This is a genomic window from Salinicola sp. MH3R3-1, assembly GCF_001937155.1.
Classification (GTDB): Bacteria; Pseudomonadota; Gammaproteobacteria; order Pseudomonadales; family Halomonadaceae; genus Salinicola; species Salinicola halophyticus.
Genome location: NZ_MSDP01000005.1, coordinates 93,711 through 115,822 on the forward strand (window position 1 = coordinate 93,711; position 22,112 = coordinate 115,822).

19 protein-coding genes and 2 tRNA genes are annotated in these 22,112 nt (G+C 62.1%); 12 read left to right on the top strand and 9 right to left on the bottom strand.

All coding sequences use genetic code 11. The features are described from left to right. Positions 1-100 precede the first annotated feature (100 nt). From BTW08_RS03885 to BTW08_RS03935, 11 genes are all read left to right on the top strand, one after another. A complete protein-coding gene (locus BTW08_RS03885; protein WP_075561213.1) occupies positions 101-1,417 on the top strand; it encodes a M18 family aminopeptidase in 1,317 nt (438 codons plus the stop codon). Positions 1,418-1,510: 93 nt separating this feature from the next. After that, positions 1,511-2,425 carry a LysR substrate-binding domain-containing protein gene (locus BTW08_RS03890; RefSeq protein WP_075561214.1) on the top strand — a complete coding sequence of 305 codons (915 nt, stop codon included), beginning with the start codon at positions 1,511-1,513 and terminating at the stop codon, positions 2,423-2,425. A gap of 102 nt (positions 2,426-2,527) precedes the next feature. Continuing rightward, a complete protein-coding gene (locus BTW08_RS03895; RefSeq protein WP_075561215.1) occupies positions 2,528-3,448 on the top strand; it encodes an N-carbamoyl-D-amino-acid hydrolase in 921 nt (306 codons plus the stop codon). A 67-nt stretch (positions 3,449-3,515) separates the two neighbouring features. Continuing rightward, entirely contained in the window at positions 3,516-4,922 is a 1,407-nt protein-coding gene (locus tag BTW08_RS03900; protein WP_075561216.1) for an amidohydrolase family protein, read from the top strand. A 37-nt stretch (positions 4,923-4,959) separates the two neighbouring features. Further along, positions 4,960-6,399 (top strand): D-aminoacylase, encoded by a 1,440-nt coding sequence (locus BTW08_RS03905; protein ID WP_075561217.1) that lies wholly within the window; start codon positions 4,960-4,962, stop codon positions 6,397-6,399. A gap of 90 nt (positions 6,400-6,489) precedes the next feature. Next, positions 6,490-7,635, top strand: a complete 1,146-nt coding sequence (gene dctP / locus BTW08_RS03910) for a TRAP transporter substrate-binding protein DctP (RefSeq protein WP_075561218.1) — start codon at positions 6,490-6,492, stop codon at positions 7,633-7,635. A 92-nt stretch (positions 7,636-7,727) separates the two neighbouring features. Next, positions 7,728-8,192, top strand: coding sequence for a TRAP transporter small permease (locus BTW08_RS03915; RefSeq protein WP_168170633.1), 465 nt, complete (start codon positions 7,728-7,730; stop codon positions 8,190-8,192). A 57-nt stretch (positions 8,193-8,249) separates the two neighbouring features. Beyond that, positions 8,250-9,566, top strand: a complete 1,317-nt coding sequence (locus BTW08_RS03920; protein WP_075561220.1) for a TRAP transporter large permease — start codon at positions 8,250-8,252, stop codon at positions 9,564-9,566. Positions 9,567-9,646: 80 nt separating this feature from the next. Continuing rightward, a complete protein-coding gene (gene dgcN, locus BTW08_RS03925) occupies positions 9,647-10,648 on the top strand; it encodes an N-acetyltransferase DgcN (protein ID WP_075561221.1) in 1,002 nt (333 codons plus the stop codon). Beyond that, positions 10,642-11,622, top strand: a complete 981-nt coding sequence (gene dgcA, locus BTW08_RS03930; RefSeq protein ID WP_139313570.1) for an N-acetyl-D-Glu racemase DgcA — start codon at positions 10,642-10,644, stop codon at positions 11,620-11,622. The genes dgcN and dgcA overlap by 7 nt, the downstream gene beginning before the upstream one ends. An 86-nt stretch (positions 11,623-11,708) precedes the next feature. Then, positions 11,709-12,572: a D-amino-acid transaminase gene (locus BTW08_RS03935; RefSeq protein ID WP_075561222.1), complete on the top strand. Its 864-nt coding sequence runs from the start codon at positions 11,709-11,711 to the stop codon at positions 12,570-12,572. Positions 12,573-12,688: 116 nt separating this feature from the next. On the opposite strand, the gene BTW08_RS03940 is transcribed toward BTW08_RS03935, so the two are convergent. From BTW08_RS03940 to BTW08_RS03980, 9 genes are all read right to left on the bottom strand, one after another. Continuing rightward, positions 12,689-12,765: transfer RNA gene (locus BTW08_RS03940), tRNA-Met, on the bottom strand. A gap of 159 nt (positions 12,766-12,924) precedes the next feature. Beyond that, the gene (gene ychF / locus BTW08_RS03945) at positions 12,925-14,016 is read right to left on the bottom strand and encodes a redox-regulated ATPase YchF (RefSeq protein WP_075561223.1); all 1,092 of its coding nucleotides are present in this window, start codon (positions 14,014-14,016) and stop codon (positions 12,925-12,927) included. Positions 14,017-14,257: 241 nt separating this feature from the next. Continuing rightward, the gene (pth, locus tag BTW08_RS03950) at positions 14,258-14,842 is read right to left on the bottom strand and encodes an aminoacyl-tRNA hydrolase (protein ID WP_075561224.1); all 585 of its coding nucleotides are present in this window, start codon (positions 14,840-14,842) and stop codon (positions 14,258-14,260) included. Positions 14,843-14,876: 34 nt separating this feature from the next. Next, positions 14,877-15,527, bottom strand: a complete 651-nt coding sequence (locus BTW08_RS03955) for a 50S ribosomal protein L25/general stress protein Ctc (RefSeq protein WP_075561225.1) — start codon at positions 15,525-15,527, stop codon at positions 14,877-14,879. Positions 15,528-15,730: 203 nt separating this feature from the next. Further along, a complete protein-coding gene (locus BTW08_RS03960; protein WP_075561226.1) occupies positions 15,731-16,660 on the bottom strand; it encodes a ribose-phosphate pyrophosphokinase in 930 nt (309 codons plus the stop codon). Positions 16,661-16,935: 275 nt separating this feature from the next. After that, a tRNA-Gln gene (locus BTW08_RS03965) sits at positions 16,936-17,010 on the bottom strand. Between the two features lie 149 nt (positions 17,011-17,159). Further along, positions 17,160-18,044: a 4-(cytidine 5'-diphospho)-2-C-methyl-D-erythritol kinase gene (gene ispE / locus BTW08_RS03970; protein WP_075561227.1), complete on the bottom strand. Its 885-nt coding sequence runs from the start codon at positions 18,042-18,044 to the stop codon at positions 17,160-17,162. After that, on the bottom strand, positions 18,041-18,754 hold the full coding sequence (lolB, locus tag BTW08_RS03975) for a lipoprotein insertase outer membrane protein LolB (RefSeq protein ID WP_075561228.1): 714 nt from the start codon (positions 18,752-18,754) through the stop codon (positions 18,041-18,043). Before lolB ends, ispE begins: the two co-directional genes overlap by 4 nt. An 88-nt stretch (positions 18,755-18,842) precedes the next feature. Beyond that, positions 18,843-20,555: a tetratricopeptide repeat protein gene (locus BTW08_RS03980; RefSeq protein WP_075561321.1), complete on the bottom strand. Its 1,713-nt coding sequence runs from the start codon at positions 20,553-20,555 to the stop codon at positions 18,843-18,845. Between the two features lie 271 nt (positions 20,556-20,826). On the opposite strand from BTW08_RS03980, the gene hemA reads away from it, so the two are divergent. Beyond that, on the top strand, positions 20,827-22,101 hold the full coding sequence (gene hemA, locus BTW08_RS03985) for a glutamyl-tRNA reductase (RefSeq protein ID WP_075561229.1): 1,275 nt from the start codon (positions 20,827-20,829) through the stop codon (positions 22,099-22,101). Positions 22,102-22,112: the final 11 nt, after the last annotated feature.

Genomic DNA, 22,112 nt, shown 5'->3' on the forward strand with positions numbered 1-22,112 from the left:
TATTCCCTAGAAGACCACCGGATCCATGAATCTTTTTCAGGTCCGGGATTCATTGTAGCAGTCAGTTTGCGTGACTACAGACCGACATCCGAGGAAACCCATGTCAGACCATGCCGCCGACAAGGCTCTCGAAGATCGCTTGATCGATTTCCTTCAGCATTCGCCCTCTCCCTGGCACGCCACCACCAATCTGGCGGCAAGGCTGGAGGCGGCAGGATATCGGCCGCTCAAGGAAACTGACAGCTGGAAGTTGTCGCTAGGCAAAAAATATTACGTGACGCGCAACGATAGTGCCTTGATTGCGTTTCAACTACCTGACTCTTCGCTCGAAGCGATGCGTATGGTCGGCGCTCACACGGATAGTCCAGCGTTGCGAATCAAACCGCAACCGGCGATCGTCAATAAAGGCTGGCTGCAGTTGGGCGTGCAGGTGTACGGGGGGGCGTTGCTGGCGCCGTGGTTCGATCGTGATCTCGGCATTGCCGGCCGGGTTCACGTGCGCCGGGCCGATGGGACCCTGCAGGGTGTGCTGCTCAACGTGGCGGAACCGGTGGCGATCATTCCCAGTCTGGCGATTCACATGGATCGCGAAGCCAACAATGGCCGTGCGTTGAATGCGCAGACGCAGATGGCGCCGTTGATGATGCAGGGCGGGGACGCGCCGGATTTCGACCGTCTACTCAAGCAGTGGATCGAGCGCGAGCACGCCATCGAGGTGGCGGATATCGTCGATTTCGAACTGGGCTTCTATGATGTACAGCCGCCGGCGCGGGTGGGTGTCAATGGCGAGATGATCGCCAGTGCCCGGCTCGACAACCTGCTTTCCTGCTTCATCGGTGTCGAAGCACTGTTGGCGGCCGACGGTCGGCAGGGCGCGCTGTTCGTCGCCAACGATCACGAGGAAGTCGGCAGCGCCAGTGCCTGTGGCGCCCAGGGCCCGTTTCTCGCCGACGTGCTGCGGCGCGTGAACTCGGCACTCGGCGAGGCGGGCGACGAGGGCTTCGTGCGGCTGATCCAGCGCTCGCTGATGATCTCCTGCGATAACGCTCACGCCGTTCACCCCAACTTCACCGACAAGCACGACCCGAACCACGGACCGTCACTCAACGCGGGGCCGGTGATCAAGGTCAATGCCAGCCAGCGCTACGCCACCAACAGCGCCACCGGGGCGCTGTTCCATGAAATCTGCCGTGAAGCCGGCGTGCCCGTTCAACAGTTCGTGACCCGTGCGGACATGGGCTGCGGCAGCACCATCGGACCGATCACCGCCACCGAACTTGGCGTGCCGACCATCGATGTTGGCGTGCCGCAGTTCGGCATGCATTCGATTCGCGAAACGGCAGGCAGTCGTGACCCGGCGTATCTGATCCGCGCGTTGAAGGTATTTTTTGACCGGCCCGAGCTGGCGATCGATTGAGCATCTGATTCTCGCGTCACGGATGTCGAGCTGGACCGAGAATGGGTATTGATTGTGGTGATGTAACGGCGGACTTTGGTTAGCGAGGCGGCAATGGCGCTGAATTTGCGGCAGATCGAGGTTTTCCGGGCAATCATGACGACCGGCAGCATTAGTGGCGCGTCGCGCGTCCTGATGATTTCTCAGCCGGCGGTGAGTCGGATGCTCGCCCACACCGAGCAGCGCATCGGTTTTACGCTGTTCGAGCGCATCAAGGGGCGGCTCTACCCATCGCCGGAAGCACGACGGTTATTTCGTGATGTGGAGAACGTCTATCGTGATGTGCAGCGAGTCAACAACACGCTCCACGATCTGACCCAGCGGCGTCATGGCGTCGTTCGCGTCGCGGCCAGTTCGAGTCTCGGCCATCAGGTAGTGCCGTGGGCGATCACCAGCTTTCGGGCAGAACAGGATGTTCGTGTCAGTCTCGATTGCCAGCGGCATACGCAGCTGCGCGACCAACTGCTCGATCGTCAGGCTGATCTGGGCATTTCGTTGTTCCCGGTCAATCATCCCAACCTGGAAGCCAGCCCGCTGCATCGAGCGGGCATGGTTTGCGTTTGCCCGAGCGATCACCCGCTGGCGGAGCGCGACATGGTGCAATTGCCCGAGCTCCGCCACTACGATCTGATCGGTTATGGCGCAGAAACACCGTTCGGGCAACATATCCGTTCGGCATTCGAGAGTGCCGGTGAGCCGTGGCGGCCAGCTACTGAGGTCGATTCCCCGCACTATGCCTGTGCCCTGGCCAATGCGGGTGCGGGCATCGCGCTGATCGATGAATTCACCTGGCAGGGGTTTCACAGTGACCATTTGACGGCGGTGCCTCTGCCCGTCGAACAGCGGCTGATCGTCAGCCTGGTCTATCCGCGTACGGAGCCGCTGTCGCAGCTGGCCCACGTGTTCATTTCACACCTCAAGGCGGCATTCGTCCGCTTCAGCGCTAGCGATACCTGCGTGCACCCGTAGGTTAACTAAAAGTTATGGGCTGCCGATAAATCGGTATACGACACTTCGGCGCAATATTCAGACACTGATTCGACCAAATCAAATTCGATAGGCGGACAGGTCATGCGTGAACGGGTAATCGGCGCGGCTCAGATGGGGCCCATTCAGAAAAGCGACAGTCGTGAAGTGGTCGTGTCGCGAATGCTGTCATTACTGGACCAGGCTGCCGACCAGGGCTGCGATCTGGTGGTTTACCCGGAATTGGCGCTGACGACCTTTTTCCCGCGCTGGTACATGGAGGACCAGTCCGAGATCGACGGCTGGTTCGAGCGCGAGATGCCCAATGCGGCAACCCAGCCTCTGTTCGATCGGGCTCGCGCGCATGGCGTCGCCATCTCTTTCGGGTATGCCGAGTTGACGCCGGAAGGACACCATTTCAACGCGTCCATCCTCACCGACCGTCAGGGTCATATCGTCGGTAAGTATCGCAAGGTTCATCTACCGGGACATGTGGAGTATGACGCCGCGCGTGACTTCCAGCATCTCGAGAAGAGGTACTTCGAACCCGGCGACCTTGGCTTCGAGACTTTCGACAACGAAGGCACGCTGATGGGCATGTGCATCTGTAACGATCGTCGCTGGCCGGAAACTTGGCGCGTCATGGGCCTGCAGGGCGTCGAACTGGTCATGCTGGGTTACAACACGCCGTCAGTGAACTCGCAGAATCGTGGCGAGGGCCTGAGCGAGCGGCTCTATCATTCAGAACTGTCGGTCACGGCGGGCGCCTACCAGAACGCGACCTGGGCCGTGGCCGTTGCCAAGGCCGGATTAGAGGACGGCTTTCCGTTGATGGGTGGCACGATCATCGTCGATCCGGACGGATTCGTGGTTGCGCGTACCACCGGAGAGGGGGATGAGCTAATTACCGCGCATTGCGATATGGACCGCTGTCAGTTCGGCAAAACGACCATCTTCGATTTCGCGCGTCACCGGCGCGTCGAGCACTACGGACGAATTACGTCGCAGACGGGTGTCGAGCGCTAGCGGTTACCGCGAGGAAAGCCGCTCTTCTGATGACAACCACAATAACGACAATCGCCGAGGTACGAACATGATCGAGCGTTATGACGTTCTGCTACGCAATGGCACCGTCGTCGATCCTGCCAACGGATTGCACGAAATCCGGGATATTGCGCTCCGCAACGGAACAATCGCCGAAGTGGCGCCGACCATTGCCGGTGAGGCGCGACGCGAGCATGACCTGGCGGGACTCGTGGTGATGCCGGGTATCGTCGACATGCACGTGCATCTATCACCCTTTCTGGGTGGTGGCTGCGGCCATCGAATGTTGGCAAGGGCTGGCGTGACCACAGCGCTGGACACGGCGGGGCCCATCGAAGGCGTGGTCGATCTGGCGGTGCGCCACGGCTGTGGACTGAGCGTCGCCTGCGTCAATTACTTGCGGCCGGAACACACCATCGCTTCCGCCGACCCCGGCCGCGACGATATCGACGAAGCCCTGAGTCACGCCCTGGGCCAGGGCGCAATCGGGCTGAAGCTGCTGGGTGGCCATTATCCGTTGACCGCCGAGGCTACAGCGCGTGCCATCGAGGCGGCTGCCGGATGTGGCGCTTACGTCGCCTTTCATGCCGGCACGCAGTCTGCGGGTTCCAATATCGAAGGCATGCGCGAGGCATGCGAATTGAGTGCGGGCCATCCGCTACATCTGGCGCATATCAATAGCTACTGCCGAGGGCAGATCCGTGATGCCGTGTCAGAGGGCGAGGAGGCGTTGGCGCTGCTGGCCGCACATCCGCACATCCGCTCGGAGTCCTATCTCGCACCCTTCAACGGTGTCAGTGGCGAGTGTATCGACGGCGTACCGGGGAGTCGGCTGGCGGCTTTCGGGCTCGAGCGTGGCGGGTATCCGGCCACCAGCGAGGGGATGGCCGAAGCGATTCTAGCCGGCTGGGCGCTAGTCAATCTCGAGCGCGGGGGTATCGTCGACCTGGTGGGCGGCCCCGAGGGCCTGGCCGCCTGGCGTACCTGTGGTTCCAACATCGGCATCAGCTTTCGGGCCAATCCTCCCGAGCCGCGTCTGCGGCTGGTCACGGCTACGCGGGACGACGGGCGTTATGCGGTGGATGCCCTGGCCACCGACGGTGGCGGGATCCCGCGCAACGATATCGTGGCGCGAGGTCTCGCTCTGGTGCATCTGGATGCCTTGAGTCTCGAGGGTTTCGTGCGCAAGGCAAGTCTCCATCCTGCGAAAATCCTCGGGTTGCATGACAAGGGGCATCTGGGGGTTGGTGCCGATGCGGATATCACCGTGCTCGATCTCGAACGCCGGCGCCCGGTCCTGACCTACGCGCACGGGCAACGGCTGCTCGATGGCGACGATGTCGTCGGCAGCGGTGGCCGTCTGATTACTACGCCGATGGGCGAGGCTGCGGTGCGTGCTGCCGGGCTCGACACGCTGGTCATCCAGCCGGGCACGATGCTGAAAACCCCGCAATGACACGACGTTGGCCGTTCCACATCATCAGGAGAACAATATGACATTCGATGTGATCATCCGTCGGGCTCACGTTCTGGATGGTACCGGTCGCAAGCCGTTCGTTGCCGACGTTGGCGTGAGCGGAGATCGAATCGTGGCAATTGGCGATCTGGATGCAACTGATGCCGCGCAGGTGGTCGAAGCAGAAGGGCGGTATCTTTCCCCGGGATTCATCGACGTTCATACCCATGACGATAGCTGCGCCATCCGCGAGCCGGAGATGCTGCCCAAGATCACTCAGGGCATTACCACGGTGATCGTCGGCAACTGCGGTATCAGCGCTTCGCCGGTCAAGATCGTCGGTGAGGTGCCGGACCCGATGAATCTGCTCGGCGAGAGCGATGCGTTCTTTGCGCAGTTCGATGCCTTTGCCGCGGCAGTGGAAGCCGCGACGCCTGCCGTCAACGTGGCGGCATTGATCGGGCATACTACGTTGCGCGCCGGGGTGATGGATCGCTTTGACCGGGCCGCCAGCGACGAGGAAATACTGGCCATGCGCCAATCGTTGCGCACGGCGCTGCGGGCCGGCGCGATCGGCCTCAGTTCCGGTCTGGCCTATACCAATGCGCGTCAGGCGCCGGCCGGTGAGGTAAAGGCGCTGGTCGAGATAGTCGGCGAAGAGGGAGGAATCTACACCACCCATATGCGCAACGAGCGCGAGCTGCTGTTCGAGGCGATGGATGAGGCGTTCGACACGGCCCGGCATGGCGGGGTGCCGCTGGTGATATCGCACTTGAAGTGCGCCGACGTCGACAACTGGGGCAAGAGCGAACACGCCATCGAGAAGCTCGAGGCGGCGGCGGCCGAGCAGCCTTGCAACTGCGACTGTTATCCCTATTCGGCCTGCTCGACGACGCTCGATCTGTGGCGGGTCTCGGACGAGTTCGAGATCCTGATTACCTGGTCGAAGCCGCATCCTGAGCAAGGGCGGCGTCTGCTGAGCGATATCGCTGCCGAGTGGGAGGTCGATCTGACCGAAGCGGCACGCCGCCTGATGCCGGCCGGAGCGATTTATCACAACATGAATGAGGAGGATGTGCGCCGCGTGCTGGCGCATCCTCTAACCATGATCGGCTCCGACGGGCTACCCAGCGACCCGAATCCCCATCCGCGGCTGTGGGGGAGCTTTCCGCGCGTCATCGGCCACTATTGCCGTGACGAGGGGCTGCTCGACCTGCCGGAGGCAATCCGCAAGATGACCTCGATGTCGGCGGCGCGTTTCGGGCTGACCGATCGTGGCTCGATCCGCGAGGGCGCGTTTGCCGATCTGACCCTGTTCGATTTCGACACGATCCGCGAAGGCGCCAGCTTCGTCGCGCCGACGACGCCTGCGGTCGGTATCGACTGGGTAATGGTCAACGGGCAACCAACCTGGGTCGATGGCGATGTCCGCACCCGCGCAGGGCGTCTCCTGCGGCGAGAAGGAATGATCGAGTAACCTTGCATCATTAACGTCAGGTTATGGCCCGTCGACAAAAAGGTATGAGACAGGCGCGTGTGACATCGATGATTATTTTCTGACAGCTCGATGACGACGAGCTGTGACGGCAACGACGACGACAACGACAACGATAAAGAGGTTTTCCCCATGCCTTTGATGAACCCGCAATCTCTCCCGTGGCGCCCTTTCATGTCGGCGGCCGCCTTCACCCTGACCCTGGGAGCCGGCCTGGCTGCCACGCCTGGTGCGGTTGCCGCTGCGGAAACGCTGACCTATGCGACCAATACTGCACCGAATGGCCTGCGCGGTGCTGCCGAAAAGGGCTTTCTGGATGCCTTGAGCGAGGTTTCCAACGGCGAGATCGAAGTGGTGCCTTACTGGGGTGCCTCGGTCATGCAGGGCGATGAAATCCTCGGCGGTGTCAGCAATGGTGTTGCTGACATGGGTTATATCAACATCAATTACTATCCCAATCAGTTGCTGCTGAATGGGGCTTTCCAGCTGTTTCCCGCCGGGCCAGAGAACTACGCCGACATCATGTCGGTCTACCATGCCGTCTACGACCAGGTGCCGGAGCTAAGCGAGGAATTCGCCAAGCAGGACCAGCACATCATTTATATCTACCCCTATCTTCCCTATGCCGGCGTCTTTCGCGAACCCGTGACGTCGTTTGATGACTTCCAAGGTAAACGGGTGCGCGCATCCAGCCAATGGATGCTCAATCTGCTGGGCGATCTGGGCGCAACGCCGGTATCGGTGCCCTGGAGCGACACCTATCAGTCGCTGCAGTCGGGTGCCATCGACGGCGTCTTCACTAATTACGACAGCCTCAACCGTACCGGCATGGACGAGGTTGCACCGAATATCCTGACGTCACGCCGCTTATGGTTGGCGGTGCCCATGATCCTCACCGTCAATCAGCGCAAGTGGGACGCGATGTCTACGGAGATGCAGGGCTGGTTCGAGCAGGCCGCGGCGCAGGCGGAGAAGACCTTCGGCAAGTATTACGCCAACGAGTTCGATCGCATCGTCAAGGTGCAGGAAGCCGCCGGTTATACCGTCACTGCAGCCTCCGCCGACGATATCGACAAGTTCGTCTCGCTACCGGCAGTGGAAACCAATCGCCAGACCTGGATCCAGAGCGCCGAGGATGCCGGCGCCGAGGACCCCGCGCGAATCATCGAGAAGATGAAAAAGATCATAGATGACGGTTCGGCGGCCGGCGACTCATGAATAGCGACTCGAACGTCGGTTCTCGGGCGCCTACCGAGGTCACGCCGTCCAGTTTGAGATCGGCCAATCATCAGGCGCGTAGGCCGCGCCTGATGACCCGGCTGAATCAGAGCCTGGCTGAGCTGTGTGGCTGGCTGTTGATCCTGGTGGTGCTGTTCATGATCGTCGATCTGGTGGCGCGGGGATTTTCGCGTCCTCTCTACGGCGTCTCCGAACTGGCCATGTTCACGATGATTGCGGTGGTGTATCTCGGCCTGTCGCATGCGGAAGAACGGGACGCGCATATTCGTGTCGAGTTCCTGACGGACAAACTCAGCGGCACCACGGGGCGTCTATTGACGGGCTTCATCACGCTGGTTTCGCTCGTGACGGTGATCATCGTGGCGTGGGCAGTATGGACCAACGCGGTCAATGCCTGGGAGAGCCGCCAGGCGATTGCCGGGCCACGCCCGATCCTGGTTTATCCGGTCAAGTTCGTGATGTTCGCCGCACTGGCGCTTTACGGGCTGCAGCTGTGTCGCCGACTGGTGGCCCAGTTCCGGTTCAAGAGTCCGTGAAGACCGAGAAGCTTGCGCCTCCGGGGTTTCTGACTTTCTACTACTACGGATATCATCATGGACTTCACGCTAGTCGGCGTCGTCGGTGTCGCGGCATTGCTGATACTTCTCGTGCTTGGCGTTCCTTTGGCCATCAATTTCCTGCTGGTCGCTTTCATTGGGATCGCCACGCTTCTGACCCCGTACAGCGCCACCTCGCTGCTCGGGGATACCATGTATACGGCGATCGCTTCGCCGACCTTTACCGTGCTGCCTTTGTTCGTCTTGATGGGGGCGCTGGCGGCGGCCAGCGGCTTCGCCGAGCTGGCCTACAAGGGACTACATCGCGTGACCGCGAGGATTCCCGGCTCGCTGGCGGTTGCGACGGCTTTCGGTAGCGCCGCGTTCTCGACCGTGTGCGGCTCTTCTCTGGCAACGGCTAGTGTGTTCGGGCGAATTGCCTATCCGGAGATGCGTCGTTATCAGTATGACAAGCGCTTCGCGCTGGGCAGTATCGCCTGTGCGGGCTCGTTTGCGGCAATGATTCCGCCCAGCGGCATGTTCATCCTGTTCTCTATCTTCACCGGCGTGCCGGTAGGTCAGCTCTTCATTGCCGGCATCGTACCCGGCGTGCTGACCGCGCTGGTCTACGCGATCTCGATCGTCTGGCGCGCCAAGCGCAACCCCGAGCTCGCGCCGATGCTGGAGGAGGAGCACCGGATCATGCTGCGGGATCGTGTACGCGGACTTCTCGATCTGTGGCAAATCCTGCTGCTGGGCGGCGTGGTTATCGGCGGCCTTTATGGTGGTCTGTTCACGGCGACCGAAGCCGGTGCGGTCGGGGCGCTGGGCGCGATCATCCTGGGCGTGGCGACCGGGCCCCTACGCTCGCTCGACAAGCTGCGCGGGGCGCTGCGGGAGTCGGCCGGAATCACGACTACGCTGTTCTTCATCATTGTGGCGGCACTGTTCTTCAGTCGATTTCTGGGGCTCACGCGGATTCCCTTCGAGATCACGAATTTCATGACCTCCTGGGATGTGCCTTCATGGATGGTCCTGGGGCTGATTCTGGTCATCTGGTTCCTGATGGGCATGGTCGTGGTGCCGGCAGCGGCATTCGCGTTGACGCTGCCGATCGTGTTCCCCATCGTCGTGGAACTTGGCTACGAGCCGATCTGGTTCTGTATCATTGCGATGAAGATGTGCGAGATTGCGGGGGTGACGCCACCCGTCGGGCTCAACGCCTTTGCCCTGGCCGGCGCCGCGGGAAAGGACGTCAAGATCAGCGAGGTCTTCGCTGGCGTCTGGCCATTCGTGGCGTGCGATCTGTTCATCCTGGCACTGCTGCTGGCGTTTCCCGCCATTTCGCTGTGGCTGCCGCAGAGTATGATGTAGCGGACCAGAATGTCGCGTCGTGGCGCATCGCCATGGCGGAGTAGGCTCCGTCGGTATCTATTCATCAGAGACAAGACAACATGCTCAAGACTCCTTATCTGTTGTTCCTGGGCGATGTGCCCGATCCGTTATCTGCCAAGGTCGCTCAGGGCATTCGTGACTGGCGCCCGGAGTATGCGTTGGGGCAGTACCGGCTACCCGGCTGCCAGGCGGATATGAAGCTTCCGGATCTCGACATCGATGCGGCGGTGGCCCAGGGGGCCAGAACGCTGGTGATCGGCGCGGCGAATCGTGGTGGCGTGATTTCCCGCAGTTGGATCGCCGTGCTCAAGGAGGCCTTGGCGGCCGGCATGGATATCGCTTCCGGCCTGCACAATCTGCTGCGTAATGAGCCGGAGCTGGTGGCGGCGGCGGAGAAGTACGGCGGGCGCCTCATCGATGTGCGCGTACCCCAGGTTCAGTATCCGATCGGCGACGGCAAGAAGCGTAGTGGCAAGCGCTGCCTGGCCGTGGGTACCGACTGTTCGATCGGCAAGATGTACACCGCCCTGGCGCTGGATATCGCCCTGCGCGAGCGGGGCGCGAAGTCGAGCTTCCGTGCCACTGGTCAGACCGGCATCCTGATCACCGGTGAAGGCGTGCCGCTGGATGCCGTCATCGCCGACTTCATGGCCGGTTCGATCGAATGGCTGACGCCGGACAACGATGACGATCATTGGGACATCATCGAAGGGCAGGGCAGTCTGTTCCATCCTTCCTACTCCGGCGTCACCCTGGCGCTGATTCACGGCGGCCAGCCGGATGCGCTGATTCTGTGCCACGAACCCACTCGCACACATATGCGCGGCTTGCCGCATTACTCGTTGCCGACGCTCGAACAGCTGCGCGATACGGCGCTGCCGCTGGCGCAGGTAGTGAATCCCGCTTGCCGGGTCGTCGGCGTTTCGGTCAACACCGCCGCCATGCCGGTCGACGAAGCGGATCGCTATCTGGCCGAGCTGGAAACCCGATTGAGCCTGCCCTGCGTGGACCCTTACCGCCAGGGCGCCGGGCGTCTGGCGGAAGCGGTGCTGTCATGCTGAGTCTCAGCGTCGAGGAGCAGGTCTTCCCGCTTGCCGAAGTCTTCACCATCTCCCGTGGTTCCCGAACCGAAGCGCGTGTGGTGGTCGCGACGTTGAACGACGGAACACATGCCGGGCGCGGCGAGTGCGTGCCCTACGCGCATTACGGCGAGTCGGTCGATAGCGTCATCGCCGAGATCGAGTCGATGGGCGATGCCTTGGCAAACGGTATGGATCGCCTCGAGCTGCAGACGCGACTGCCGGCCGGCGCTGCGCGCAACGCGCTCGACTGTGCGTTCTGGGATCTGGAAGCCAAGATTGCCGGCAAGCCGGTCTGGGCGCTTGCCGGCATCGATGAGCCCAGAGCCGAGATCACGGCCTTTACGCTATCCCTGGACACGCCGGACGTCATGCGCGATAAGGCCAGGCGTCACGCCGATCGGCCGTTGCTCAAGCTGAAACTGGGTGGCGAGGGGGATATCGAACGCCTCGAGGCGGTTCGTGAGGGCGCGCCGGAAGCGCGGATCATCGTCGACGCCAACGAGGGATGGGACCGAGAAGCTTACCAACGCCTGGCACCGACCCTGCTGGCGCTCGGCATCCGCATGGTCGAGCAGCCGCTGCCGGCCGGAGACGACGCGCCGCTGGCGGAGATCGAACGACCGCTCCCGGTCTGCGCCGACGAGTCTTGTCACGATCGCCGCTCGCTGCCGAACCTGGTGGGTCGCTACGACATGATCAATATCAAGCTCGACAAGACCGGTGGCCTGACCGAGGCGTTGGCGCTCAAGCAGGAGGCGCTGGCCCAGGGTTTCGAGATCATGGTGGGTTGCATGGTGGGATCGTCGCTGTCGATGGCGCCGGCGTTGCTGGTCGCGCAGGGGGCGGCGGTGGTGGATCTTGACGGACCGCTGTTGCTGGCGCGGGATCGTGAGCACGGCATGCGTTTCGACGTCGAGGGTGTGCACCCGGCAATGCCCGCTCTGTGGGGATGAGCAGTCGTCATGGAGCTACACTCCGCGTCGCGAGGTTCAGCGACAATCGGCCTGAACATGAAGACAGATATTAGAGACGGCATGAGATGACACAGCGCACGGTATACGTGAATGGCGATTACGTCGCGGAACGGGACGCCAAGGTATCGGTCTTCGACCGGGGTTTTTTGCTCGCCGACGGGGTCTACGAAGTGTCGTCGGTGCTGGATGGCAAGCTGATCGATTTTTCCGGGCATATGCAGCGGCTAAAGCGCTCGGCCGGTGAACTCGAGATGTCGTTGCCGTGGAGCGACGAGACGTTGTTGGAGATCCACCGCGAGCTGATCCGACGCAACGCGCTGGAGGAGGGAATGGTCTACCTGCAACTGACGCGAGGCAGCGCCGGCGATCGTGATTTCGCCTACCCGGATGCTTCAACGCCGCCGACGCTGGTGCTGTTCACCCAGGCCAAGGCCCTCGTCGATAGCCGCAGTGGCAGCGAAGGTATCCGCGTCGCGACACAACCCGATTGGCGCTGGACACGGCGTGACATCAAGACGGTACAGCTGCTCTATCCGGCGATGGCCAAGATGGCGGCGAAAGCGGCCGGCGCCGATGACGCCTGGCTGGTCGAAAATGGCATGGTGACGGAAGGGGCCTCCAACAATGCGTGGATACTGACGCACGACGGCGTGCTGGTGACGCGCGAGCTATCGCACGCCATCCTGCCCGGGATTACGCGGGCCGTCGTTCTGGAGATCGCCGCAGCGTTATCGTTGGATGTCGAGGCGCGCGCTTTCAGTGTCGCGGAAGCACAGAGTGCCAGAGAGTGCTTCGTGACGTCGGCGTCCTCGTTCGTCACCCCGGTCATCGCGATCGATGAGGTAATGATCGGTGACGGCCGGCCCGGCGATGTCTCTCGCCGATTACGGTCAGCCTATATCGAGGAAAGTCGCCGCCGCGCTATCTGAGTCGCATTCGAAGGTCGTGGACGGTCATTCGATAATCCGCGAGCCAACTGAACCTCCAGCAGACGAAAACGACGAAGCCCGCCGATCGTGAGAACGGCGGGCTTCGTCGTGATATCTGGTGGCTACGCCCTGATTCGAACAGGGGACCCCATCATTATGAGTGATGTGCTCTAACCAGCTGAGCTACGTAGCCTTTGAGGTAGCCATGTCGAGGCAACCGTGTCTAGGTGACCATGTCGAGGTGGACAAAGTCGTCTGACAACGGTTGCGAATACTACCATAACCCGATGAAACGTCAACGCTTTCCCGGGTTCATACCGCATGCTTTCGACGTCCTGCGCCGTGGTCGGTCTCAGACGTTGAAACGGAAGTGCATGATGTCGCCATCCTTGAGCACGTAAGTCTTGCCCTCGAGACGCCACTTGCCGGCTTCCTTGGCACCGTTCTCGCCGCCCAGCGCCACGAAGTCCTCGTAGCCAACGACTTCCGCGCGGATGAAACCTTTCTCGAAATCGGTATGAATCACGCCGGCCGCCTGCGGTGCGGTAGCGCCGATCTTGACCGTCCAGGCACGCACTTCCTTCACGCCCGCGGTGAAGTAGGTCTGCAGGCCCAGCAGGCCGTAGCCGGCACGGATGACACGATCGAGACCGGGTTCTTCCATGCCCATCTCTTCGAGGAACATGGCGCGCTCTTCGTCTTCGAGCTCGGCGATCTCGGCCTCCAGCTTGTTGCAGACCGGTACCACCACGGCGTTTTCCTGAGCCGCGATCTCGCGCACGGTATCGAGATGGGGATTGTTCTCGAAACCGTCTTCGTTGACGTTGGCGATGTACATCGTCGGCTTGAGGGTCAGAAAACCGAAGCTGCGCAGCTGATACTGCTCGTCGGCGTCGAGCCCGAAGCTGCGCAACGGCTGGCCTTCGGCCAGATGCGGTTGGATCCGGTCGAGGATCGCCTTGGTCGCGATCGCGTCCTTGTCGCCGCCCTTGACCACGCGAGTCAAACGCTGGATCGAGCGTTCGACGGCATCCAGATCGGCCAGTGCCAGCTCGAGATTGATGGTCTCGATGTCAGCGGTCGGATCGACCTGGTTAGCGACGTGGATCACGTTGTCGTCGTCGAAGCAGCGCACGACATGGGCGATGGCGTCGGTTTCGCGGATGTTGGCCAGGAACTGGTTGCCCAGTCCTTCGCCCTTGGACGCGCCCTCGACCAGCCCGGCGATGTCGACGAACTCCATCGTGGTCGGTACCACTTTCTGCGGCTTGACGATCTCGGCGAGCTTGTCGAGACGCGGATCGGGCATTGGCACGATCCCGGTATTGGGTTCGATGGTGCAGAACGGGAAGTTTTCCGCATCGATACCGGAGCGTGTCAGCGCATTGAAAAGAGTCGATTTACCGACGTTGGGCAAACCGACGATGCCGCAATTGAAGCCCATAATGTGATCCTGAGAACGGTATGATCCTGAAGCCAGCATGCTTTTGGGGACGTTCGGGTCGCGAGACACGAACGACAGCACGACAAACGAATGGCGGGCATTCTACGGGACGCGGCCGACAGGGGCCAGACTCTTGCGAGCTACGAGCTACGAGCTACGAGCTACGAGCTACGAGCTACGAGCTACGAGCTACCGAGCTACCGAGCTACCGAGCTACCGAGCTACCGAGCTACCGAGCGAATCAGTCAGGCTTGAAACTGTGCAGCCGGTTCATGGCCTTGGCCCAGTTGCCAGCGAGAGCATCGGGGAGGGTATGGACAGTCTCGGTCAGGACGTCGTCGATCACCTCGCGTTCCCGCTTGCCAGGGCGGCCGAGAACATAGTGGGTGACCAGTTTGGCGCTGCCGGGATGACCGATGCCGACGCGGAGCCGGTGGAAGCCGTTGGCATTGGCCGACGCGCTGATGATATCTCGCAGACCGTTATGCCCACCGTGTCCGCCGCCCGACTTGTAGCGGGCGCAGCCAGGGGCGATATCGAGCTCGTCATGGGCGACGAGAAGCTCGTCCGGTGCGATCTTGAAGAACTGGCACAGCGCGGCCACCGAGGCACCGCTGCGATTCATGAAGGTGGTGGGGTTGAGCAGGTGAATATCGTGCTCGCCCAGGCGGACCTTGGCATAGAGGCCCAGAAACTTGCGTTCGGGGCGCAGCGTTTCCGCTGCGTCCCGAGCGATTTGCTCGACCAGCCAGGCGCCGGCATTGTGGCGGGTGTCTTCGTATTCCGGCCCGGGATTACCCAGGCCGATGATCGCTTTCACTGCCATGCCGACTACCTGTTGTCCGGTCTATGACGGAAGATTACTCGCCGTCTTTCGGTTCGCCATCTTCGTCGACGCCTTCACCGGCGATCTCGTCGTCGCTGGCGACGGTCGGGTGCGTGACGCTGACGACGCCGGCATCGTGCTCTTCACCATGGCTGAGCTCGACCAGAGTCACGCCTTCCGGCAGCTTGATGTCAGACAGGTGAATGGTCTCGCCAAGTGCCAGGTCAGCCACATCGACTTCGATGTATTCCGGCAGCTTGGACGGCAGACAGCTGATCTGAACGTCGTTGTTCTGGACGTGGAGTACGCCGCCCTCGTCCTTGACACCTTTGCACGACTCTTCGTTCAGGAAGTGCAGCGGTACGTTCAGGGTCAGTTCGTGAGTCGCATCGACGCGCATGAAGTCAGCGTGAGTGATCAGGGCCTTATAGGGATGGCGCTGCAGATCACGGATGACGACCTGCTCGCTCTTGCCGTCGATACTGATGTCGATGATCGAGGAGAAGAAAGCTTCGTCTTCGATCGCCTTGTAGAAGGCCGGCTTGTCGATGGTGATCGGCTGCGGTTCAGTGGAACCACCGTAGATGATGGCAGCGACCTGTTCGTTCTTGCGGCGCAGGCGGCGGCTCGCACCTTTCCCCAGCTCCTGACGAACATTGGCGGTCAGAGTGTAATGATGGGACATTGATTGTCACCTCTAATAGTCAAGTAATGGAAAGCGGCATCGCCCGCGACCAGACGATGCCGTTCCAGTAGGGGCCACTGCCGTCACGGCAGTAGCCCGCGTATCCGCGCGTGATTCCCTGTCGCTATGAACAACCGCTATGAACAACCTATCGTCATGAAACAACCGAGAAGGTCATTACGAGAGGGTCGTTACACGTGCGATCAGTGGAACATCGCGCTGACGGATTCCTCGTTGCTGACACGGCGAATGGCTTCGGCGATCAGGCCGGCGACCGTCAACTGACGGATCTTGCCACTACGACGTGCAGGTTCGGAGAGCGGTATGGTATCGGCAACGACGAGTTCGTCAAGCACCGAACCACTAATATTGTCCACGGCCGGCCCCGAAAGGATCGGGTGGGTGGCGTAAGCGACCACGCGACGGGCGCCGCGCACCTTCAATGCTTCGGCAGCCTTGCACAGCGTGCCGGCGGTATCGACCATGTCGTCGACCACGACGCAGGTTCGATTCTCGATTTCGCCGATGATGTGCATTACCTGGGCCTGGTTGGCCTGAGGGCGACGCTTATCGATGATCGCGAGGTCGACATTGAGCTGCTTGGCGATGGCGCGGGCACGGACCACGCCACCGACGTCGGGGGAAACCACGACCAGATCGTCGTAATTCTGGCGCTCGATATCGTCGAGCAGAATCGGCGAGCCGTAGACGTTGTCCACGGGAACGTCGAAGAAGCCCTGAATCTGATCGGCGTGAAGATCCATGGTCATGACTCGATCGACCCCAGCCTTGACCATCATGTCGGCAACGACCTTGGCCGAGATCGGCACGCGGGCCGAACGCACACGGCGATCCTGACGGGCGTAACCGAAGTAGGGCACCACGGCAGTGATGCGGGTCGCCGAAGCACGCCGCAGGGCGTCGACCATCAGGATCAGTTCCATCAGGTTGTCGTTGGTCGGGGCGCAGGTCGACTGCAGGATGAAGACATCCTTGCCGCGGACGTTTTCGTTGATCTCGACGGCTATCTCGCCATCGCTGAACTGGCCTACCGTGGCATGGCCGAGTCGGTTATCCAGACTCTCGGCTACCTTGGTGGCGAGGCCGACGTTGGCGTTACCGGTGAAAACCATCAATTTAGACACGCGCGGCCACCTTATGAGAGCGGTTGAAGGTCGGTGAGGACATTCGTTTCGAACCAGGATGGGTGACAAGGCGACAGAGGGAAGACGAGACAAGAGGCAGGATGTCTAAGACACCACGCGTGCCCGCCGACGATACCCGGGAGGATCGTCGAGCTACGTCGAGACGGCAGGAAAAAAAACCGCAGCGCCGGTGGGGAAATCGTGTGGGCTGAATGGCCATCGCGTCCCGGTTTCCGTATGCAGGCTTATCGAAATTCAGGAAGTGGCTGGGGTACCAGGATTCGAACCTGGGAATGCTGGTATCAGAAACCAGTGCCTTACCACTTGGCGATACCCCAGCAATTCAATCGCGCTCATTATGCGCAAAAGCGTCAACCGTTGGCTAGGTCTTGACGGAAAACCAGCCGTGGGATCATCAACAGTCTGAGAAGTCTGACAAAAACCGCGTAATCGAAGCGGTCCTGGCAGCACCGACGGTATGGTGACATCACGTCTGTATTCTGTCCAAACCCTTGGCTGCTTTCAGGGCATGGTGCAGCGAAGAAACATCGCTGCTGCGTGCCTTGAAGGCGTGCCATTCGTCCGGAAGCTCGAGCAGGACCTGCTCGGCGTGCGCTTCGTCCTTCAACGGGCAGAAGACGCAGGCTCCGGTCCCTGTCAGCATCGCCTGACCCTGTCGGCCAAGCCAGGTCAGTGCGCGATCGACCTCGGGATATTGCGCTCGCACGGTGCGCTCGCAATCGTTGCGCCACACGGTGTCCGGGGAGGCCCGGTCGAGTGCGCGTCGCATACTAATGACCGGGCTGTCGCGTGTCAAACCGGGGTCGCCGAAAATCGCTGCGGTGGAAATCTCGATGCCGGGATGGATGACGACGAACCAGCAGGGCGGCAGTTCGACGGGGACCAGACGCTCGCCGACGCCCTCGGCCCAGGCGGTATGGCCGCGCACGAAGACGGGGACATCGGCGCCCAGTTCCAGCCCCAGTGCCGCCAGCCGTTCGATCCCCAGGTTCAGCTCCCACAGATGATCGAGCGCCAGCAGCGTGGTTGCGGCATTGGAGCTGCCGCCGCCCAGACCGCCGCCGATCGGCAGGCGTTTCTCCAGTTCAATGATCGCGCCCTGGCGGCAGCCGGTTTCGCGCTGAAGGCGGCGAGCCGCGCGCACGATCAGGTTGTCCTCGTGGGCGACACCGGTCAGTGCCGAGCCCAGTTCGATGTCATGGCTATCGGGCGTCGCGGTGAAACGCAGGATGTCACCATGGTCGAGAATCTGAAACAGCGTCTGCAGCGAGTGATAGCCGTCCGGACGACGGCCGGTGATGTGCAGCAGACGGTTGAGCTTGGCCGGCGCGGGCAAAGTCAGCGTTGTCATGGGGCCGCGCCTGATGACGTTGGGCTGGGTGTGTCGTTCGAGGCCCCGTCCGGCATCGCTTCAGGCTGCCACTGATTGACCACCAGCGTGGCGCGAATGTCGTCGTAGGTCATGACCAGCCGGCTCGGCAGCCACAGCGACCCGGCGTAGGTCCAGTCGCGATAGCGGATGTTCCAGCCATCCTGCTGCAGTGTCTTGGGAAACCCCAGCTCGTCCTGGGTCTGATCGTGGGCACGATGAGGCGCCGGCAGGCCGCGAACCCAGTAATCCAGCGACGAGATCGGCAGCGACCACCCCAGCTGCTGCTGCATCAGGGCCTCCGGAGACGAGGCTTCGAAGCGGCCGTCACCCGTGGTCAGACTGACGCGGCCTTGCTTGCCTTCGAGCACGCTGCGTCCGGCGCCAAAGGGTCCGCTGATCAACATGCGATAGTGATCGGGGGCCTGGGACCAGTCGAGGTTGGCGCTGCGACTGTCTTCGGCGGTTCTCAGACCCACCTTGCCGGCCACTTGCCAGGTATCGAGCGCGACGAGATCGTCCTGCTGGCGCTGCCAGTCATCGGGCTGGCGCGGTACGTCCGGCGCTGGCGCCTGTCCGGCGCAGCCGGCCAGCCAGGCGACCACCAGCAATGTGCCAAGCGGCTGCCACCACCGAGTGCGCGGCGTCGCGGCGCGATATGGGCTTTCGGTGGCCGGGAAAGAGTATGGCATCGGGTTATCCTGTAAGTGCAAGAAGAGATGCGAAGCGATCGACGACGGCAACCATCGACGTCCAGCTCGAGAAGGGGAGCGACCTCGGCTAGGGGGCCAATTGCGGATAGCGTTTCAGGAGGTCGTCGATATCCGGGTGAGAGTCACTGCCCGCCAATGCCGACTCGACCAGTGCGCGGGCCTCGGACTGCTGCTCCAGCGTGACCAGGACCTCGGCCAGGTGCGCGGCCACCTCCTGATCCGGTTGACCGGCGTAGGCGCGGCGCAGGTAGCCCAGCGCTTTCTGCGGTTCACCGCGTTTGACATGGACCCAGCCCAGGCTGTCGAGAATAGCCGGGCTCTGCGGCTCGAGAGCATGCGCCCGTTCGATGAGATCCAAGGCTTCGTCGAAGTGCTCGGTGTTTGTCGCCAGGGTATAGCCGAGCGCGTTGAGGGCTGCGGCATTGTCGGGATCGCGAGCGATGACATCGCGCATCTGGGTCATCATCGTCTCGACGTTGCCACGCTCGAACTCTCTCATCGCCCGGGTGTAGAGCAGATCGGTATCATTCGGTGACTGCTTGAGGCTGTCTGCAAGCAGGGCATCGGCGGCACGAGTCTGTCCGTCGTGGTCGAAGGCCTGAAGGCCGATCTGCGTCAGCGATCCGCGCTGCCCGGGATGACGCAGCATTTCGATGCGCAGGAATTGCTGGGCGTCTTCGGCACGGTCGTTGGCGATCAGCATCTGCGTCGCCACGGCGCGGGATTCGAGGAATCCGGGCCCCGCCGGCACCTGTCGATAGTAGAGCAGAGCGTTATCGATCTCGCCCTGAGTCTCGGCAATGCTGCCCAGTACCAGGTAGGTCGCCGGCGGCGTGTCGTCGCGATCCAACAGGGGTAGCAGCAGACGGCGTGCTGGATCCAGCGCCCCGGCATCCAGGTAGAGCTGCGCGAAGCCGATGCGCAGCGACGGCGTATCGTTGTACTGCGCCAGCAGCTGATCGATCTGGCGTTCAGCGGCCGCGACGTCGCCACTGGCAATTTCGGCCTGGGCCAGCGCCAGCAGGAATCGGCTGTCGTCGGGGGCGAACTCGCGCCCACGGCGTGCCGTCGAAGTCGCCTCGGCATAATCGCCGGCATCCAGGGCAATCTGCGATCGGGTGAGCCACAGCTCCGGCAGCTCGGGGTGACGGTGGGTCAGTTGCACCAGCCGTTGTCGTGCGTCGTCGAGTTGACCATTGGCCGCCTCGAGCCGGGCGGTCGCCATCTGGGCGTCGGCATGATCCGGGTTGGCCGCGGTAAAATCGCGTAGCTGGGCGATCAGCGGCGGCAGATCCGCCTGTGACTCCACCATCAGGTCGGAGAGTTCGAGAAGCTGGGCATCCTGTTCGGCGCGAGCGAGCTTGAGCCTGTGACGTAGTGCCGCAGGCCAATCGCCGCGGTCCACTGCGATACCCGATAGCAGCTTCTCAGGGGCCGGGTCCTGCGGTGCCAGCTGTTGCCAGCGGGCGGCGGCCGATTTCAGCAGTGACGTATCGTCGGTGTAGCGAGCCGCCAGGGTGGCGCGCTCGGCCAGATCGGCGGAGCGATAACGGTTGGCGGCTGCCAGATAGCCCTGGGTGGCACGGTGGAAGTCGCCGCGCTGACCGGCCATTTCCGCCAGCAGCACCTGCGACAGGCCCGAGGCATCGAACCCCTGGGTGATCGGCGGCGCCGTGGCCATGGGGTCGTCCAGAGACGTGGACGCGTTGTCAGCCGACATGCTTTGACAGCCAGCCAGCAGGGCCGCACAGCTGGCGGCGTAGAACAGACTTTTGGGCATGCCGTCCTCGAGATCGATCAATCGCTCCAGCATAACGGTTGGCGGCCGGGGGTCAATCTCCCGGCACGCGCCATCGGCGTGATTCATTGCCTGCTAAGCGTCTTTTGGCTGTGCTAAAATGGCGCCGCCTGGCTGAGCGGACCACAATGGGCTGTGCTTCTGACCAGTACCGTGCTTCATCCCGATTTCCATGCCGATGTATGGCGCGCGGCTTCGACGGCCTTCGCAGACGCAAAGGTCGGGTCCACGCAAGACAATTGACCGTGATTTCATGACGCTGCTAGCTCTGGGTATCAATCATAGAACGGCTGCGGTCGACATGCGCGAGCGTGTTGCCTTTTCGCCGGCACAGCTCGAGTCGGCGCTGAGCCAGCTGCGGGCGTTGCCCGACGTGCGTGAGGCGGCAGTGCTTTCGACCTGTAACCGCACCGAGCTCTACTGCATCACCGTGGCCGACGGCGAGAGCCAGCTGCTCGAGTGGCTGGGCGCGTTTCACGGCATGCCGGCGCAGGAGCTTCTGAGTTGCGCCTATCACTACCATGAGGGCGAGGCGGCGAAACACCTGATGCGGGTGGCGGCCGGGCTGGATTCCATGGTGCTGGGTGAGCCGCAGATTCTGGGCCAGCTCAAGGATGCCTACCAGATCGCGCGCCAGCATGCGGGTCTCGGCAGCGAGCTCGAGCGTCTGTTCCAGCAGACGTTCTCCGTTGCCAAGCAGGTTCGCAGCGAAACCTCGATCGGCGAAAATCCGGTCTCGGTCGCCTATGCCGCCGTCAGCCTGGCCAGTCGAATCTTCGACGATTTCAGTCGTGCCCGCGCGCTGTTGATCGGTGCCGGTGAAACGGTCGAGCTGGTGGCCCGTCACTTGCGTGAAGCGGGCATCATGGGGTTGACCGTCGCCAACCGCACGCTGGCGCGCGCCCAGGCGCTGGCGGAGACCTGCGACGCCAGGGCAATCGAACTCAGCGCGATTCCCCAGGCGCTGGAACAGGCTGACATCGTCATCGCATCCACCGCCAGCGAACTGCCGATTCTCGGCAAGGGCATGGTCGAACGCGCGCTCAAGGTGCGCCGCCATCGCCCCATCTTCATGGTCGACATTGCGGTGCCTCGCGATATCGAGCCCGAAGTCGGCGATCTCGATGATGTCTTTCTCTATAGCGTCGACGATCTGCAGCAGGTGATCGCCGAGAACCGGCGCCATCGCGAAGTCGCCGCGCGTCAGGCCGAAGTGCTGATCGAAAGCGGCGTCAACCACTGGCTGCACGAGCGACGGGTGCGCGGCGCCGGCGACCTGATCCGCCGTTATCGCCAGCATGGCGAGACAATGCGGCGCGATTCCGAGTCCGAGGCGCTGGCGCAACTGGCCCGCGGCGAGGATCCCGAAGCGGTCATCAAGCGACTTTCCCATCAGCTCGCCAACAAGCTGATGCACGGTCCGACCCTGCGCCTGCGCGAGGCGTCGGGCCAGTCCCGCCACGATATCATCCAGGCCGCCGATAGTTTGCTCATCGAAGGGCCAGCCACGACACAGGACTCGGTATGAAAACACAGGAC